We start from the raw sequence: 18,216 nt of genomic DNA on the forward strand, positions 1-18,216 counted from the left end.
CCCGCCACTGACATGTCCTGGAGCCTTCGGGTTTGGGGGAGTTCCATAATGCGCGTTTGTGCCAGCCAAAGAGTATGCGAATTCATCGGTCTGCGCTATGCCCGTTACTGCCGCGCCTGCATTGAGAAGCATGCGCACTGCGGGCGCGGATTGCCCGCAGATGGACGATGCGCGTTGAAAAGCGGGGTTGCCGGCTCCGATACGCTGCCCCTGCACTGCGTACAAATCCTTAACGGCTACGCGCATGCCTGAGAGCGGTCCGGGTTTTGTGGGTTCGACGAGTGGGGCTCCCACTACACGCCAGATTCGTTTATCGATTGCCGTCTTGGGATAGGTGAGATGTGCCATGACGATTTTCCACTCATCGCCGATGCGTTGCCAAATCTGTGTTTGGAAAATCTGTCCGCCGCTCGCCTTATCGAATTGCGATATGATGCAGGCGCTATCCTTACTGAGCATTCGGGCGATGCGCTGACGCAATTTTCGAATCGGAGCGGACGCGCGCTGCCTGCGGAAGGCGGAAATGGTCGCATGCCCGGCGAGTATGCCGTTATCGTCTGACCGGACGGATGGAATGTCGTCCGGGTCGTTGGCGAATAACGCCGAAAGTACCGTCTTGTCATTGGCCATAAGCGCCTGTTCGTACCGGTTCATGGACGCGAGCAGATCCCGTGGCAACACGTCGGGTGCATTGTCGAATGTTGGTTGGTTGTTGTTGGGACTCATGGTTGTTCCTTTCATGGCGATGGGATCTTTGGTTCGGCGTTCATGGACGTCTGATGAGATTCCTTTCATCGATACGGGGTTCGTGTCCACCTATGAACGTCCGAACAACTACGCCGTTGAGCGTGGCCCCGTCAAATGCGCTGATTGGATTGCGGCTTTTCAATTGTTCTGCGTGGACCGTGAATCGTTCGTTTGGACGGATGATTACCAGATCGGCTCGGTTTCCGGGGCGAATCGCGCCACGGTCGTGGAAACCGGCGAATAGCGCGGAGTTGCGGGACATCCATCGCACCGTGTCGGCGAGTCCAAGACCGCGGCGCATGGCTGCGGTCAGTACCGCCCGGAATCCGACCTGTAGGCTGGAAACGCCTCCCCAGGCCGTGGCGAGCGTGCCTGCCTTCATCTTTGCATCGGCGGGGGAGTGATCGGTTGCGATGAAATCGAGAGTGCCATCTACCAGACCGCGCCACAATGCGTCTTGCTCCCGTATGTCGCGAATCGGCGGGCAGCATTTGAAAGCGGTGTTCCCATCGGGAATGTGATCGCAATCCAACGTTAGGTAATGTGGGCAGGTCTCTGCGGTGATTGGCAGCCTCTTGGCTTTCGCCTCACGAATCACATCGACGGTCGATCCGCTGGATACGTGAAGAATATGTGTGCGGCAGCCGGTGCGTTCTGCCAGTCGGATGACGTTGCGCACTGCTCTGGCTTCGCATTCTGCGGGTCTTGACTCCTCGAAACTGCGGTATGTAGACCCGATTTTCGAGGCGCGCGACGCAAGTTCATGCGGATCTTCTGCATGGCAAATGAGCAATCCTCCGAACTCCGCCACCTCTCGCATTGCCTGTTCGAGTTTGTCGTACGACAATGAGCCGTATTCGTCTACGCCGCTGGGGGAGAGGAAGCATTTGAAGCCGAACACTCCCGCATCCCATAGTTTTTTGAGGTGCCCGATATTCGTTTCATCTACACCGCCCCAGAAGCCAAGTTGCACATGCGCCTTGTGCAAGGCGCATTGTTTTTTGAGATCCAGGGCTTCGCAAGTCAACGTCGGCGGATTCGAGTTGAGTGGCATGTCGAGTACGGTGGTCACTCCTCCTGCTGCCGCAGCCTGGGTGGCGCATTCGAAACCTTCCCATTCGGTTCGTCCCGGTTCATTGATGTGCACATGTGTATCCACAATGCCGGGGATAAGCACTTCGTCGTTTTGCAGATGTATGTTCTCTTTGGCCTCGACCTCGTATTCCGGGGTGTTGGCGACCGTGGTGATCTGTCCATTGTCCACTACGACGGTTCCATGGATTTGCACGCCGTCGACAAGAATATTGCCTCGGATGGCGATATCCGCCTGTTGTTCCGCATTCATCTCAGTCTTCCTTTTCCGATTCCGTGCACGATTTGTCGGGGTTTTGATCCGCGACGTTCAGCACCGCCTGTTCAAAGGCCTGTACGCCGTATGCCACGTCATCGGCCCGCACCGATTCGTATGGGCTATGGCTGATGCCACCCTTGCAGCGCACATACAGCATGGCGATTGGTAGCAGTCTGGCGATGGCCATGCCGTCGTGCCCTGGATAGCTGACCAGTCCGAACGCCTCCTTGCCTTCTGCCTGCTCGATGCCTTTTTCGATGCAGGAGCGTAGGAATGGGTCGCAGTGCACTGCGTTGGCGCTATGGATTTGCGTATGGGCGACTGTGACGTGGCGTGACGCGGCAATGGCATCTGCGCGTTTCCAGATTTGATCGAACACGGCATCTCGCAGGGCATCGTCTCCAGCGCGTACGTCGAGGCTGAACGTCACCTTTCCCGCAATGACATTTACGCCGCCGGGCTCGGCGGAGATTTCGCCGACATTGGCTCTGGTGCCAGCCTTTTGGCTGATGCCATCGATGGCGCTGATGATTTCCGCGGCTGCGGTCAGCGCGTCATGGCGCAAGTCGTACGGTGTCGCGATGTGACATGACATCCCGTTTACCGTGACCATGTACCTGCTGGCCGCGGCAATGGAGGTGACGGAAGAAAGCGCTCTGTCACGCTGTTCGAGGATCGGCCCCTGCTCGATATGAAATTCCAGATAACCGATGTAATCTTCGCGTTTTCGAGCGGCTTCGTCGATCTTCTCTGGATCGAGCCCGAAATCAATGAATGCTTGACGCATGCTTATGCCATTGCGGTCAATGCGGTCAAGCCATTCATTGCGCCAGCCTCCGCTGAATGCATACGAGCCGAGTAGCGTCGCACCGAATCGCGCGCCTTCCTCATCTCCGAATCCCAGCACTTCGATGGCAAACGGCAATTCCTTGTTTTTGCCGCTGCGTGCCAGATGCGCCGCCACTGATACCGAGGCAACCACGCCGAGGATGCCATCGTACTTGCCTGCGTCTGGTACTGAGTCGAGGTGCGATCCCAATACCAGTGCCGGCAGTCCGGGTTCGCGTCCTTCGAGTCGTCCTACCAGATTGCCGGCCTGATCGATATGCGTGGCGATGCCGGCGTCTTCAAGCCATCCTGCCGTCAGTTTGTAGGCTTCGGCCATTTGCGGCGATAGATAATCGCGTTCGATGCCGTTTTCCATACTGGTCAATTTGGCCAGTTGATCGCATCGGTCGAGGATCTCATCGGCCTCCTGCGTGGCCCATTCCTGTGCTTTCATCGTGTCCCTCCGTATTTCGTTGTTGTGCCGCTATTCGCGCGTCGCCATCGGCTGGGCGTGATCAGGCGTTCCGGTTTGCGTCTGCGTATACGGCCAGTGCCGCCTCGACGCCCTTGTCGGTATCGACTTTTACGCCGTTGCGTTCCAGCACGTTGCCAAGTGCGGAGGCGCAGGTGAGCACTGCGTCCTTGCGGGCATTGCATCCCATTACGCCGATGCGCCAGATGGTTCCTTTCAACGGGCCGAACGACGAGGCGATCTCCACGGAAAAATCGTCGAGCAGCTGTGCGCGGATCTTTGCGTCATCCACTTCTTGCGGAATCATCACGCCGATCACGTCGTTCATGCGGTGGTTTTGGTCTCCGTAGAGCTTGAGTCCCATACCTTCGATGGCTGCGCTCATGGCGGCACCGTTCACGCGATGCCGTTCGATGACGTTGTCGATGCCCTCTTCGACGATGATGCGGGCCGCCTCGTGCATGGCATAGAGCATATGCGTTGCCTCCGTATGATGGTTGAGGTGACGCGGACCCCAGTAATCGAAAATCTGAGGCATGTCGAAGTAGTTGCTGCGGATGCGGTTTTTTGCTATTTCTCCGGCTTCGGCCACTCCCGCCTCAATGCTTTTCCGTTCTTCCATAATGGCCGCTGCCCTGTCGGAGACGGTGATGGGGGCCATGCCGGAGGGGCCGCCGAAACATTTTTGCATACCGGTGGTCGCGATGTCGATTCCCCATTCGTCGACGTTGAGATCGTTGCCGACCATGGAGGCGGTGGCGTCGGTGTAAAGCAACGCGCCGTACTTATGGCAGATATCGCCCAGTCCTTCAAGGGGCTGGCACATGGTGGTGGAGGTGTCGCCTTGTACGGTCGCTACGAGTTTTGGCCTGACTGTGGCGATGGCGTCTTCGATCTCTTGAAGGCCGAAGACCTCGCCCCACGGTTTGTCGATGACATGCACGTCGGCGTCGCAGCGTTGAGCGATTTCCTTCAGCAGCATGCCGAAACGTCCCGCGCAGCACACGAGCACCGGGTCGCCGGGCGCTATCGCTGATACGAACGCGGCTTCAATGGCGGATCGTGAGGTTCCGTCGACCACCATGGTCTGGGTGTTGCTGGTTTTGAAGATGATGCGCAGCATGCTTTGCACTTCGCCCATGATCTTGAACATGTATGGATCGAATTGCCCGACTGTCGGCTTGCTCATTGCCGCAAGCACTCGGGGATCCACGTTGGTGGGCCCGGGGGCCATAAGCAGCCGGTGGGGTGGGTTTACAGGTTTGAAAGAAGTGTTCTGTTCCATGATGTCGCTCCCGTCTTTTGCGGCGCATAAGCCGTTGGTCTCCGGTTATGTGCCATGATTGATTTGATAGAAATATTTCAGCATTGGCGAATGACTGAAATTTTTCATTCATGTTAACGGTTGTTTACAAGTGAAGATGCCTTGAAAGACGGGGTATATATTGAAAAGGTCATTGTTTTACGCAATTAAGATTTCGAATGAGGGATAATGGGCGGTGAATCATCTGAAATTTCGATTTCAAGGGAATCTGTCGCGAAAAAGTCTGAAGCCATGCGTGGAAGCCGAAAAGACGACGGGCTGGTGGAACGTATCCACAGGTCATTCGCTTCTTTGACGTCGACGGAGCGTGAAGCCGCGCAATTCATTCTTGGGCATATGACGGATGTGTTGGTGTGCAATTCCGTGGAATTGTCTCGGCTGAGTGGCGTGTCGCAACCCACGCTGAGCCGTCTATACCGCAAACTTGGCTATGCGAATGCGGCTGAATTCCGCCGGGATGTACGCCGTGTGCATCGGCTTGGCGCCCCCGAGATAGCGGCGTCATCGCGGTGCGACGACATCGTGACGGATCATCTTCGGCGTGACGAGGACAGCCTTGAACGAACCTTCGAGGGGGTCGACCAGCAGGCGCTCGTAGAAACGGGTAAGGCGTTGATGAAGGCGCGGCGTGTGGCCGTGATCGGGTGGCGTAATTGCTATGCGGTCGCCTTGCACTTGCGTGAGCAATTGTTGCAGCTGCGTGCGGATGTTGATGTTCTGCCGCATTCTGGCCAGAGTGTGGCAGAGGAAATCGCGGGACTCGGTGAGGGCGACGTGGCCATCGTCGTTGGCGTCCGCAGAAGGCCGGCTTTCTTCGCGGCAGTGATCGATGCGTTGCTGGCGCAGCATGTGCGCGTGGCGGTGATTGGCGATTTATCCGCCAGAGCCGCGCTCGTCGGACGTGACATAACGCTATTCGAAGTTGCGTTGAGCTCACATGTATTGTCGAGTTTCACTTCGGCATTCGCCTTGGCCGCGTTGCTGGTCGATGTGGTGAGCGACCAGGCGCGGAATGCGTCGACACGAATACGGCGTATCAATGACGTATTCGGACGGTTGGGCGAACTTGAGGATTGCTAATGCCGCATATCGGATTTATGGGAATATCTGGTTCCCGGGCACGTAAACTCTTTGCCGCGGGTCCATGGGCCTCCCTGATTTTTTTGGTCTCGCTGAATTTGCGCCCCGCCATCGCTGCGGTCGGTCCAGTGCTTGCTCGTATAGGGGCGGATCTTCACTGGGCCGAAGGTCTGCAAGGCGTGCTGACGGCGATTCCGTTGCTTGCTTTTGCCGTGGTGAGTCCTTTGGTCATGTTCCTTGCGCGTCGCATCGGAGTCGATGCATCGGTGCTTGTCGCCTTACTGTGCATCGCCATTGGCGATTTCATCCGCTCATTCGGCGGTAGCGCGGGCATTTGGCTTGGCACGGTGATTTTCGCATCCGCCATTGCTGTCGGCAACGTTCTCGTACCGGTGGTCGCCAAACGTGATTATGCGGACCATGTGCCTATGGCGACGGGTATCTATTCCGGTTGCATTACCGCGGGAAGCGCCACCGCGGGTCTGTTGTCGGAGCCGATTGCCGGCATCTGGAATGATTGGCGACCGTCATTGGCTGTGTGGAGCGTACCGCCATTGCTCGTCGCCTTATTATGGTCATTGCGCATATTGCACTGCCGAAAGTCCGCAGTCGATGATGCCGGCCGCGAAAATTATGGTCGCGTCCCATTGCCTGCCGCGGCATCCACGGATTCGACGCGCGCCGTGTTCGCGCATGTTCTGCGTCGGCCGATGACTTGGTATGTCACCTTGTTCATGGGATTGCAGTCATCCGCTTTTTACACGATGTCGAATTGGATGCCAAGCGTCTCCTCGTCCATCGGATTCGACGCATCCACCGCAGGCGCGCATCTGTTCATCTTCCAAGGTGTCGGCATCCTTTCCGGTCTGCTTGTTCCGAGGCTGATGGACGTGCGAGGCAGTCAGGTCTATGCCGCGGTCGCATCCAGCGTCCCCATGCTCATCTCAGGTCTAGGCATGCTTCTGCTACCTCGTGTCATGCCCGTGTGGGCGTTGATCGGCGGCTGCGCGCAAGGGGCTTCTCTGGTGGTGGCGCTTGCGCTGATCGCCCTGCGCGGCCATGACGGCGCCGAAACTGTGGCGCTTTCGGGGATTGTGCAATCGCTTGGTTATCTGATTGCCTCGCTCGGTCCCCTGATGTTCGGGATGCTGGCGCAGCTCACTGGCGGTTACCGGATGTCTCTTGTCGTATTCACCGCCACGGCATTCCTGCAATGCGTGGTTGCGGTTCTTGCCGGCAGGCCGGATGGAATGTGATGTTCCGTGTCCATGGGCGGTCGCATGCGTCCGTAGAGGGAAGTACCGTTGACCGTATGACAGACGGTACAATGCATCTTCTTGATCCTGCTCCTTTCGGACGTATTCTTCCGGCCATGGTCACGCCTATGAAGGCCGACGGCTCCGTTGATTTCGAAGCCGCGCAAAAGCTTGCGAAGCAGCTTGTGGCCGATGGCGCCGATGGCTTGGTGGTCAACGGCACCACCGGAGAATCCCCGACCACCCACATGGAGGAGAAGGTCGAGCTGGTCCAGGCGGTCAAGGAAGTGGTGGGCGTCCCGGTCATCTCCGGCGCCGGCTCCAACGACACCGCCCACACCGTGCGCATGGTGGAGCAGACCCAGGAGGCGGGCGCCGACGCGGTGCTCGTGGTCGCCCCGTACTATTCCCGTCCATCGCAGGAAGGCGTTTTCCGCCACTACAAGGCGGTCAACGACTCCGCCGACAAACCGATCATCGTGTACGACGTGCCGGGACGCACCGGTCTGCACATCCAGCTGGAAACCTACCGTCGCCTCGCGGAACTCGACCACGTCAAGGCCGTGAAGGACGCCACCGGCGACATCGCCGGCGCCGTCCGCAAGCGCATGGAGACCGGTCTGACCTGGTACTCGGGCGATGATGGCCTGTTCCTGCCCTTCCTTTCCGTCGGCGCGGTCGGCATCATCTCCGTGATCGCGCACGCGGCGGCCGGCCCGATGAAGACTCTGGCCGATGCCTTCGACCGTGGCGACATCCACGAGGCCCAGCGCATCGCCGTCCAGCTCGCCCCGCTGGTCGAGGCGTTGAACGGCACCGGCTTCCAAGCGGTCATGGCGAAGGCCGCGCTGAAGGTCCGTGGCGTGCTCGACGACACCACCATGCGCTTGCCGAACGTCGGTCCGGGCGAAGCCGAATACGAACGCGCCGAACAGGGCATGAAGGCCGCAGGCCTTCTATGATGCTTGCCGCCGCGCGGATGGCATGGCCATCCGCGCGGCGCTTTGTCGCGGTAGCGCTTCTGCTATAACGGAATACATAACAGAAGACGAAACCATCGCGACCATGGTCTGCGCGGTCATCGGAAATGATCGTGACGATACGGCGGAACGCTACGGAAACGCCGTCGCGCAGGCCCCTCGAATTCCTCGTTCCCGCAAAGGCGGGGGCAATTAGCAAATGGAAATCCAACTAAGAATGGCTACAGAAGAAACCAAGAAAACAACACATAGGCGCGGCAGCAAGGCTGCAAAGCGTTCCGAATCCGCTAAATCCACCAGGTCCGGCAAATCGACGAGGTCCGAAAACGCCGAGAAGACCACTTCCAGAAGGAAGGGAACGGGTCGCTCCCGCGTCTCCCGCAACGGCAATTCCAGCCGTGGCACCGGCCGCCGCCAGCATCTGGCTCCGCAGACCACCGCTCCCCAGCAGGACGACGTGCTGATCGCACCGCCGAAGTACCGCAAGGGCTCCATGCGCATCGTGCCGCTGGGCGGCCTGGGCGAAATCGGCCGCAACATGAATGTGATCGAATACAACGGCCACATCCTGCTCATCGACTGCGGCGTGCTGTTCCCGGAAGAGGAACAGCCGGGCGTCGACCTGATCCTGCCCGACTTCCACTACATCAAGGACCGTCTCGACAAGGTCGAGGCGCTGGTGCTCACCCACGGCCACGAGGACCACATCGGCGCCGTGCCGTATCTGCTCAAGCTCCGTCCGGACATCCCGCTGATCGGCTCCAAGCTGACGCTCGCCTTCGTCGAGGCGAAGTGCAAGGAACACCGCATCAACCCGACGATGGTCGAGGTCAAGGGACGCGAAAAGCTCAAGGTCGGCCCGTTCAACCTCGAATTCGTGAACGTGACCCACTCCATCCCGGACGCGCTTGCGGTATTCGTGCAGACCCCGGCCGGTTCCCTGATCGACACCGGCGACATCAAGCTCGACCAGCTGCCGCTCGACCACCGCATCACCGATCTGGTGGAATTCGGCAAGCTCGGCGAAAAGGGCGTGGACCTGCTGATGATGGATTCCACCAACGCCGAGGTGCCGGGATTCGTCAAGCCGGAGACCTCCATCGGCCCGGCGCTCGACCAGGCGTTCGCGCAGGCCACCCGCAAGATCATCGTCGCCAGCTTCTCCAGCCACGTGCACCGCGTGCAGCAGGTCGTGGACACCGCCCACAAATACGGCCGCAAAGTCGTGTTCGTCGGACGCTCCATGGTGCGCAACATGTCCATCGCGGCCGACCTCGGCTACCTGCGCCTGCCGGAGAACACCGTCATCGACCTCAAGCAGGCCCATGACGTGCAGGACGACAAGCTCGTCTACATGTGCACCGGTTCCCAGGGCGAGCCGATGGCGGCCCTCGGCCGCATCGCCGACGGCAACCACCGCGACATCACCATCAACGAGTTCGACACGGTCATTCTGGCCAGCTCCCTGATTCCGGGCAACGAGCACGGCGTCTACAAGGTCATCAACAAGCTCGTGCAGCTCGGCGCCCGCGTGGTCAACCGCGACAACGCCGCGGTGCACGTCTCCGGCCACTGCAACGAAGGCGAGCTGCTGTACATGTACAACATCGTCAAGCCGAAGTGCGCCATGCCGATCCACGGCGAGAACCGCCACCTGGTCGCCAACGGCATGATCGCGGTCAAGACCGGCGTGGACCCGCAGAACGTCGTGCTTGCGGAAGACGGCGATGTCGTCGACCTGTACCATGGCCAGGCCGCGGTCGTCGGCTCCGTGCCGTGCGGATACGTGTACGTCGACGGCGATTCCGTCGGCGAGCTGACGGAGGACGAGCTCGAGAAGCGCCGCATCCTCGGCACCGAAGGCTTCGTCTCCAGCTTCGTCGTGGTCGACACCGAAACCGCAGACGTCGTCTCCGGCCCGAAGATCTACCTCAACGCCGTAGCCGAGGACGAAAGCGAATTCGACAAGGTGCGCCATCAGATCGTCGAGCAACTGCAGGACGCGATGATGCAGGGCACGCACGACACCTACAAGCTGCAGCAGATCATGCGCCGCACGCTGGGAAGCTGGGTGGCGCGTCAGCTGCACCGCAAGCCGATGATCGTTCCGGTCGTCGCCGACATCGCGCAGGACATCGACGAAACGATGGGTCTGAACGCGGCGAAGTAATATACAGGGGCCACGATTGCTGTAGACTGCAATCAGCCTGAATGTCGGCACTGCCAGGCAATGCCGAGCAAACAACGAATGCAGGCGGCGCAACCGGCACAACCGGTTGCGCCGCCTGCTATTGAAAGGAGTGACATGCCAGGAGCAAACCTCACCCGCATCGAAGCAGAGGAACGCAAAAGCGTCATCGACGGGCCCATCCATTACACGGTCGAACTCGACCTGACCCGCGGCGCCAAGAACTTCGGATCCGACACCACCATCACCTTCGACGCGAAACCGGGCGCGAACAGCTTCCTCGATCTGATCGCCGACGAAGTCAGCGAAATCACGCTGAACGGCGAAACCCTGGATCCGGCCGAGGCGTTCGTAGACAGCCGCATCGAACTGAAGAACCTCAAGGAACACAACGAGGTCACCGTCAAGGCGCTGTGCCAGTACTCCAACACCGGCGAAGGCCTGCACCGCAGCGTCGACCCGTCCGACGGCAACATCTACCTGTATTCCCAGTTCGAGGTGCCGGACGCACGCCGCGTCTACGCGGTGTTCGACCAGCCCGACCTGAAGGCGGTGTTCGACTTCTCCGTGCTGGCCGCGAAGTCCTGGATCGTCACCTCCAACATGCCGGTCGCATCCGTCGACGACACCGAAACCGTCACCGAAGCCGGAACGCTCGGCGACCACGAGGCCGAAACGACCAAGCTGTGGAAATTCGAATCCACACCGAAGATGAGCTCCTACCTCACTGCCATCTGCGCCGGCCCATACGCCGAATGGCACACCGAATACGCCAACGAGGACGGCCGCACCGTGCCGATGGCCATGTACTGCCGCCAAGCGCTTGCCAAGGCGTTCGCCAAGGACGTGGACTATCTGTTCGACATCACCAAGAAGGGCTTCGCCTTCTACGCCAAGACCTGGGGCGTGCCCTACCCGTACGCCAAGTACGACCAGATCTACGTGCCGGAATACAACGCCGGCGCCATGGAGAACATCGGCATGGTCACCATCCGCGACCAGTACGTGTTCGAATCGAAGGTCACCGACGCCTACGCGGAACGCCGCGTGGTCACCGTGCTGCACGAGCTCGCCCACATGTGGTTCGGCGACTACGTCACCATGAAGTGGTGGAACGACCTGTGGCTCAACGAATCCTTCGCCGAGTTCATGTCGACGCTCGCCACCGCCGAAGCCACCGAATGGAAGGACGCATGGGCCACCTTCAGCTCCGGCGAGAAGAGCTGGGCGCTGCGCCAGGACCAGCTGAGCACCACGCATCCGATCGTCGCCCCGATCAACGACCTGAACGACACCTACGTCAACTTCGACGGCATCACCTACGCGAAGGGCGCCTCCGTGCTCAAGCAGCTCGTGTTCTACGTCGGCCGCGAGAAGTTCTTCAAGGGCATCAACAGCTACCTGAACAAGCACGCCTATTCCAACGCCACGCTCGCCGACCTGCTCGCCGAGCTGGAGCTCACCTCCGGCCGCGACCTGAAGGCGTGGAGCGCCCAGTGGCTCGAACAGTCCGGCATCAACACCATCGCCACCGAAGTGCAGGAGAACGAGGACGGCACCATCAGGCAGCTTGTGCTGCGCCAGACCGCGTCCGCGGAGCATCCGGTGCTGCGCGCCCACCGTCTGAACGTAGGCTTCTACAACGAAGACCCCGCCACCGGCAAGATCGTGCGCACCGACCAGTTCTCGCTCGACGTCGACGGCGAACGCACCGTCGTCGAGGCGGCCGCTGGCAAGGCCCGCCCGTCCCTGATCCTGGTGAACGACGACGACCTGACCTATACGAAGCTGCGCTTCGACGACAAGAGCCTGAAGTTCGCCACCGAGAACCTGTACCGTTTCGACGACGCGCTCGCGCGCTCCGTGATCTGGCTGGCGCTCTGGGACATGACCCGCGACGGCGAACTGCCGGCCCGCCGGTTCATCGACACCTCGCTGGCCGCGCTCGCCACCGAACGCGAATCCACGACGTTCCGTTACGCGCTGGCCCAGGTCAGCACCACCGCATGGCACTACACCGCTCCGGCCGAGCGTGCCGAAGTGGTGAGGCACGTGGCGGCCGAACTGTTCCAGCTCGCCAAAGCCGCCAAGGCCGGTTCCGACGAGCAGTTCCAGCTCATCACCGCCTACCTGGGCTACGGCGAACCGGGCGATGCCGAATTCGAGGCCAACGCCAAGGGGCTGCTCGACGGCTCCGTCGTGTTGGACGGCCTTGAGATCGACAACAACTTCCGCTGGACGGTCATCAACGCGCTGAGCACCATCAATGCGGTTTCCCAGGCCGACATCGACGCCGAACTCGCCAAGCGCGAAACCACCGAAAACCGTGAGTTCGCATTCGGCGCGCGCGCAGTGGCGGGCAACGCCGAAGCCAAGGCCTGGGCATGGAACGAGGCCCTGCACAACGACGGTCTGACCAACATGCAGCTTGAAGCGGTGGCCCGTGGCTTCGCGGCCACCCCCCGCGCCGATCTGGCCGAGCCTTACGCGGAGAAGTATTTCGAGGTCGCCGACTGGATCTGGGAGAACAAGACCTTCCACATGGCCGAGGCGCTGCTCGAAGGACTGTACCCGGGCTATGCCGACCCGTCCAAGTTGGTCGAGCTGGGCGATGCTTGGTTGGTATCCCACGCCGATGCGGACAACGCGTTGCAGCGCATTATCCGCGGTAATGTGGAGGCTTCGCACCGCACGCTCAAGGTGCGCGATTTCAACGCGTCATTGTGATGCATCTCGGCGTCGATGTGATTTGGCATCGCCTGCGGTTTGCACAGTAGGTGATTCCGGAGCGCCATCGCCTGTTCCAAGGGAAGGTTCGTCCGCGCGGGCTCGGAACCACGTTGAAGGCATCTGCGGTTTCGCATAATGCTCATTTCGTCAGAAATATGAGCATCGTGCGAAACCGGATTGCGGATAATGCCCCCGAAACCGGTGTTTTCAGTATTCATCTCCTGGAAAACACTGGCTTCGGGGGTATTTGCGTTCGCACGGTCTTGTTTCTTTGCGAGAAATGTGGATCATGCGAAAACGATGGAGCGTATCGCAGGAAGACGAGCCCCGCGCGTCTTGCGGATCCGCAGACGAAAAGCCGGGACGCCGGCGCAAAATGTGAATCATTCGGCGATTGCGCCGTGGCTATGCCGTTTCGGCGGCACTGTTGAGTACGATAGTGCGAGGAATTATCGTTTTGAGATAGCGAGGATTTGAGACTCATGCCACGTATGTTCGGAACCGACGGCGTTCGAGGATTGGCGAACAAGGATCTGACCGCACAGTTGGCGCTCGATTTGGGCGACGCCGCGGTGCGCGTACTGGGCGGGGACGACGCCGAAGGCGAATTCGAGGGACGTCGCCGCGCGCTCGTCGGCCGTGATACCCGAGTCTCCGGTGATTTTCTTGCCGCGGCCCTGTCTGCTGGCATGTCCGCCGGCGGCTTCGATGTGATCGACGCGGGCATCATCCCGACGCCGGGCGTCGCCTACCTGACCTCCGTGCTGAATGTCGAGATGGGGGCCGTGATCTCCGCATCCCACAATCCGATGCCCGACAACGGCATCAAGTTCTTCGCCCGCGGCGGCTTCAAGCTGCCCGATGCCAAGGAAGACGACATCGAGGCCGTGCTTGGCCAGGACTGGGAACGCCCGACCGGCGCCGGCGTGGGCCGCATCAGCCACGACACTGCCACAGCCACGAACCTGTACATCGACCATCTGGTGTCCACCATCGCCCCCGTTGGCCCGGACAAATCCCAGCCGACCCCGCTGAAGGGCCTGAAGGTCGTCGCCGACTGCGCGAACGGCGCGACTTCCGTGGTCGCTCCTGAGGCATTGCGCCGCGCCGGTGCCGACGTGAACGTCATCAACGCGTCCCCGGACGGCTACAACATCAACAAGAACGCCGGTTCCACGCACCCCGAGCAGCTGCAGGCCATGGTCAAGGCCTCCGACGCCGACCTGGGCGTGGCGTTCGACGGCGACGCCGACCGTTGCCTGGCCGTCGACAGCGAAGGCAACATGGTCAACGGTGATCAGATCATGGGCATCCTCGCACGCGCCAAGAAGAACGCGGGCAAGCTCAACCACGACACCCTTGTGGTCACTGTGATGAGCAATCTCGGACTGAAGCTGGCGCTGCGCTCCATGGGCATCAAGACCGTGCAGACCAACGTCGGCGACCGTTACGTGCTGGAGGAGATGCTGCGCGGCGACTATTCGCTGGGCGGCGAGCAGTCCGGCCACGTGATCAACCGCGAATTCGCCACCACCGGCGACGGCACTCTCACCGCATTGACGTTGTGCAACGAAGTGGTGAACTCCGGCAAGAGTCTCAAGGAGCTCGCAGCCGACTTCCCGCAGCTGCCGCAGACGCTGATCAACGTGCCGAACGTCGACAAGATGGCCTCCAAGACCAATGCCAAGATTCAGGCCGCGGTCGAGCGTGAGGAGAAGCTGCTCGGCGACACCGGCCGTGTGCTGCTGCGTCCGTCCGGCACCGAGCCGCTTGTGCGCGTCATGGCCGAGGCCGAGACGCAGCAGCAGGCCGACGAGGTCTGCGACCGTCTGGCCAAGATCGTCGCCGAAGAGCTCGCCCTGTAGGAGGAATCCGTGTTCGGACACAACGCAAAAGTCAACATTGCGCTCAACCGCGAGGTCGAGAAGCTCATCAAGTCCGGCGGCAAGGAGCAGCTGCTGCCGATCGTGCAGGCCGGCGAACCCGTGCTGCGCCAGCAGACCGCCGCATACGAGGGCCAATTGAGCCGCAAAACACTCGACAAACTCATCGACACCATGCATGTCACCATGCTGGAGGCGCCGGGCGTGGGTCTCGCGGCCACCCAGATCGGTCTGGGACTGGCGCTCGCCGTGGTCGAGGACCATGCCGGCCCCGATGACGCGGACGATCCGCGTGAGGCCGCCGAGTTCCCGTTCCATGTCATCATCAACCCCAGCTACGAGCCGATCGGCACTGAAACGCGCAGCTTCTACGAAGGCTGCCTGAGCTTCGACGGCTATCAGGCGGTGCGCAAACGCTGGCTCGACATCACCGCCCGCTGGCAGGACGAGGACGGCAAACGGCATGAGGAGCATCTGCACGGCTGGCCGGCACGCATCTTCCAGCATGAGACCGACCACCTGAGCGGTGAACTGTATATCGACAAGGCGGAGATCCGCAGTCTCACCACCAATGAGAACCTTGAGGATTTCTGGTGTGAGGATCCGGTTCCCACCGAGGCCGCCAAGGAGCTTGGCTTCGATCTGTGACCGTTTTGCGGCCGATTCGCAATTCGCGGGCGCGCGTGCATTGGGCGGCCAAATGCACGCGCGCCCGCGATGTCGTTTGAACGTGTTGCCACGCGGGATGCTTTCGCGTGCGGCACCATGCGTTGATGGCGGTGTCGCCACCGTCAAATCAGCGAATGTCATGTTCTCCACGGCAGGCGCACGTATGCGCGTATCCGCAACGGCTGCGGCACGAAACGCCGCATCGTCCGTCCTCGATGGAGCATTCGCAATCCCCATACTTGCGGAACGAACGCGTTCGTGATGTGGCGCTTCGACGGCATCGCGGATGTTCCCGGCCTGCATGGTCTTCCGCGGCTTTGCCGAACATGATTGTTTTCTGCACGATAATCGGTGTGTACATGCTTTCCTATTCAGTAGACGAATATCGACGGCATACAACATAAGCAAACAATGCTGCGAAAACGTCCCTTTTCGGCTGTGCGAGAAGACCGGATGCGGCCGACTGCGGCGGTATCCGGCAAAACGGCCAATTCCAGACCCTCCGACTAACATGCGAGGTATGAACGAAGCAACGATGGACCGTTCCTGGCTCACGGAAGCCAAACAAGACATCGATCAGTGGTCGGTTTCGATGCCGAAGGATGCCGATTCGCGGCCGATCGATTGGCGCTGGGTGGCATCGCTCGACCTCGAACATGGCATAGGTGCCGCGGCCCGCGGGCATGTCGATGCGATCGCAGTATTGCGGACGGTGTTGCTGCGGGCCGCGCATGGCGCCGCGGATGCCGCGGAGAACGTCCGGACGGATGAACGGCCGGCAGGGGCCGATGCCGTTGCTCACGCCGGTGCCGGCGCGCGTTCGGACATTGCCGTTGCCGCGCGTTCCGGAACCGCTGTGTGCTCCGGTGCCAAGGAAGAGCCTCTGAAACAGACGGCTCTGACGGCGGAGGCGGTGCATGATCTGCTGAAAGAGGACCTGGCGATCCGCGATCGTCTCGAACCGGTCATCGCGCAATGCAACAGCACGTTCATGACGGATTTCGACCGTTTGATCGCGTCGTATCGCCTTCCCCGCGCGCTCGCATACGCGAATCGCAGATTGTGCGATGAGATCGCCCTGCTTCGTGGCATCGGCGTTCATATGGGTTTATGGACGGTCGCGGAGGAGCGTCGCGAACGTGTGACGGTTCCCGTGCTCCATCCCGCCGCGCATCTCGGTACCGTGAATCTTGACGACATCCAGGACCGCACCGCGGAAATCGTCAACGGTCGTGCCGAGCGCCGCGCCGAGGAGCGCCGGCAGAAGCGCGCGAGCGATTATTCCATGTCGCGGGCGAATCTCAGCGGCGTCACCAGTCCTGGAGGCTCCGCGCTGCTCGATGACGGTGCCGCGCCGCAGCATGCCCGGTCGGAGACTGTGAGGCGGCTTGCGGAATACCGCAGGTCGGATTGGCGCGACGTCTATCTTCCGGGTCGTGATGTGGACACGGTCATGGGCATCGACATCGAGACCACGGGCATCGACCCCGCCCGCGTGTACATCATCGATGCCGGCTTCGAATACATGAACATGATTTCGCCGCGTCCTGCCGATGCGGCCGTCGGCTATCGGTACGAGCAGGATTCCTATGATGCCGGCGATGCCTACGGGCAGGCGCGTCTCGCCTTTGGCGTCACACCCGAGAACGCGGTGTTGGGCAATGACGTGATTCTTGGTTTGACGGGCATCGACGTATGCGAACGCGCTTCCTGCCGTGCCGATTCCGTCGCCGAGGTTCGCGCCCTCATGCGCGAGTTCTCCGCCACGGTGGCTGGGGGAGATTCTCCATGCGCGCAATCGAATGGCGCGTCCGATGGCAATATGTCTGCGCATGATGGCGCGGTTTATCGGATGTTCGACGAATGGCCCGAGGCGCAGATGGGGTTGCTGCAGCGTTTGCAGCAGCAACCGTATGTCGCGCATAACGCCCGGTTCGAGCATGGTTTCTTCATGTTGAATGTGGCCGGGTATGCGGAGAGCTACCGGGCCGGCAACATCACCATCATCGATACGCTGCCGATGAGCCGCCGCTGGGATGAGGGTTCGATTCCCGATGATGAGCATCCATATGGCAACAACACGTTGGACGCCTATGCCAAGCGGCAGGGCGCATTGGACGCTTCCATGGCCGAACGCCATTTGGGATTGGAAGACACCCATATCATGCTGGTGGCGATGAAGCACCATCTGCGCACCCTGCGCGCCGAAGGCAGGGGACCGTGGGGCGCCGACGGCAAGTCGGGCGTAGGCGGCAAGCATTGCGGTCGCCGCTGGTAACGGGCGATTCTGTCCTAGGCATGAATATGTGCGCAAGCACTGCGGCAGATGCCGGTAGCGAGCGATTGCGTTTCATATACCGATATGCGGCAAGCGTTATGGGGATGATCCGGTTGAAGTCCTTGTGCGGGTTCCATGCTGGATATACGCAAGTATCGCAGTCGATGCCGGTGGCTGTCGATCGGATTCGTTGTCGTTGATTCGTGCGATTGATGATTTGGCGTTGGATGCCGTTGTGTGTTTCGTTACCTGAATTTTGCCTGCGATGGCTACTCTTAAGGTATCGAACGATGCCGAAGACATTGGTAGGTTATTTTCGACACGCCGATGGAACCGCTTGATTTCAGCGGTTTCACGCTTTTCTGTGCCTTGCGATTTGCGTTCTTGATCGCAGGCATGTATATTTTCATCTTGCTGCTCAGCACGGCGG

Annotated in this window: 13 protein-coding genes; 8 read left to right on the top strand and 5 right to left on the bottom strand. The window is 60.5% G+C overall.

Annotated elements, in window-relative coordinates:
• The 4 genes from B3C64_RS06570 to B3C64_RS06585 all read right to left on the bottom strand — a co-directional run.
• A partial coding sequence (locus B3C64_RS06570; RefSeq protein ID WP_291534577.1) for an AtzH-like domain-containing protein occupies nucleotides 1-726 on the bottom strand: 726 nt, incomplete at its 3' end.
• A 40-nt stretch (nucleotides 727-766) separates the two neighbouring features.
• Nucleotides 767-2,092 (bottom strand): allantoinase AllB, encoded by a 1,326-nt coding sequence (gene allB, locus B3C64_RS06575; RefSeq protein ID WP_291534579.1) that lies wholly within the window; start codon nucleotides 2,090-2,092, stop codon nucleotides 767-769.
• Nucleotide 2,093: 1 nt separating this feature from the next.
• Nucleotides 2,094-3,380: an allantoate amidohydrolase gene (locus tag B3C64_RS06580; protein ID WP_291534580.1), complete on the bottom strand. Its 1,287-nt coding sequence runs from the start codon at nucleotides 3,378-3,380 to the stop codon at nucleotides 2,094-2,096.
• A 61-nt stretch (nucleotides 3,381-3,441) separates the two neighbouring features.
• A complete protein-coding gene (locus tag B3C64_RS06585; RefSeq protein WP_291534582.1) occupies nucleotides 3,442-4,683 on the bottom strand; it encodes a pyridoxal-phosphate-dependent aminotransferase family protein in 1,242 nt (413 codons plus the stop codon).
• Nucleotides 4,684-4,890: 207 nt separating this feature from the next.
• On the opposite strand from B3C64_RS06585, the gene B3C64_RS06590 reads away from it, so the two are divergent.
• The 8 genes from B3C64_RS06590 to B3C64_RS06625 all read left to right on the top strand — a co-directional run bounded on the left by B3C64_RS06590 (nucleotide 4,891) and on the right by B3C64_RS06625 (nucleotide 17,786).
• Nucleotides 4,891-5,802, top strand: a complete 912-nt coding sequence (locus B3C64_RS06590) for a MurR/RpiR family transcriptional regulator (RefSeq protein WP_291534583.1) — start codon at nucleotides 4,891-4,893, stop codon at nucleotides 5,800-5,802.
• Nucleotides 5,802-7,058, top strand: coding sequence for an MFS transporter (locus tag B3C64_RS06595; protein ID WP_291534584.1), 1,257 nt, complete (start codon nucleotides 5,802-5,804; stop codon nucleotides 7,056-7,058). Before B3C64_RS06590 ends, B3C64_RS06595 begins: the two co-directional genes overlap by 1 nt.
• Nucleotides 7,059-7,114: 56 nt before the next feature.
• Complete coding sequence (gene dapA, locus B3C64_RS06600; RefSeq protein ID WP_291534585.1) at nucleotides 7,115-8,020, top strand: 4-hydroxy-tetrahydrodipicolinate synthase; 906 nt, start codon at nucleotides 7,115-7,117, stop codon at nucleotides 8,018-8,020.
• Between the two features lie 235 nt (nucleotides 8,021-8,255).
• Nucleotides 8,256-10,208, top strand: coding sequence for a ribonuclease J (locus B3C64_RS06605; protein ID WP_291534586.1), 1,953 nt, complete (start codon nucleotides 8,256-8,258; stop codon nucleotides 10,206-10,208).
• Nucleotides 10,209-10,343: 135 nt separating this feature from the next.
• Complete coding sequence (gene pepN, locus B3C64_RS06610; RefSeq protein ID WP_291534587.1) at nucleotides 10,344-12,953, top strand: aminopeptidase N; 2,610 nt, start codon at nucleotides 10,344-10,346, stop codon at nucleotides 12,951-12,953.
• 485 nt (nucleotides 12,954-13,438) lie between these two features.
• Nucleotides 13,439-14,821 carry a phosphoglucosamine mutase gene (gene glmM / locus B3C64_RS06615; protein WP_291534588.1) on the top strand — a complete coding sequence of 461 codons (1,383 nt, stop codon included), beginning with the start codon at nucleotides 13,439-13,441 and terminating at the stop codon, nucleotides 14,819-14,821.
• 9 nt (nucleotides 14,822-14,830) lie between these two features.
• On the top strand, nucleotides 14,831-15,487 hold the full coding sequence (locus tag B3C64_RS06620; protein WP_291534589.1) for a peptide deformylase: 657 nt from the start codon (nucleotides 14,831-14,833) through the stop codon (nucleotides 15,485-15,487).
• A gap of 532 nt (nucleotides 15,488-16,019) precedes the next feature.
• Complete coding sequence (locus B3C64_RS06625; RefSeq protein ID WP_414632173.1) at nucleotides 16,020-17,786, top strand: DNA polymerase III subunit epsilon; 1,767 nt, start codon at nucleotides 16,020-16,022, stop codon at nucleotides 17,784-17,786.
• A 96-nt stretch (nucleotides 17,787-17,882) separates the two neighbouring features.
• On the opposite strand, the gene B3C64_RS06630 is transcribed toward B3C64_RS06625, so the two are convergent.
• Nucleotides 17,883-18,216, bottom strand: a 334-nt coding sequence (locus B3C64_RS06630) for a hypothetical protein (protein ID WP_291534593.1), incomplete at its 5' end; no start/stop codon positions are given.

Origin of the sequence: Bifidobacterium sp. UBA6881, assembly GCA_002451435.1 — a bacterium.
Taxonomy (GTDB): Bacteria; Actinomycetota; Actinomycetes; order Actinomycetales; family Bifidobacteriaceae; genus Bifidobacterium.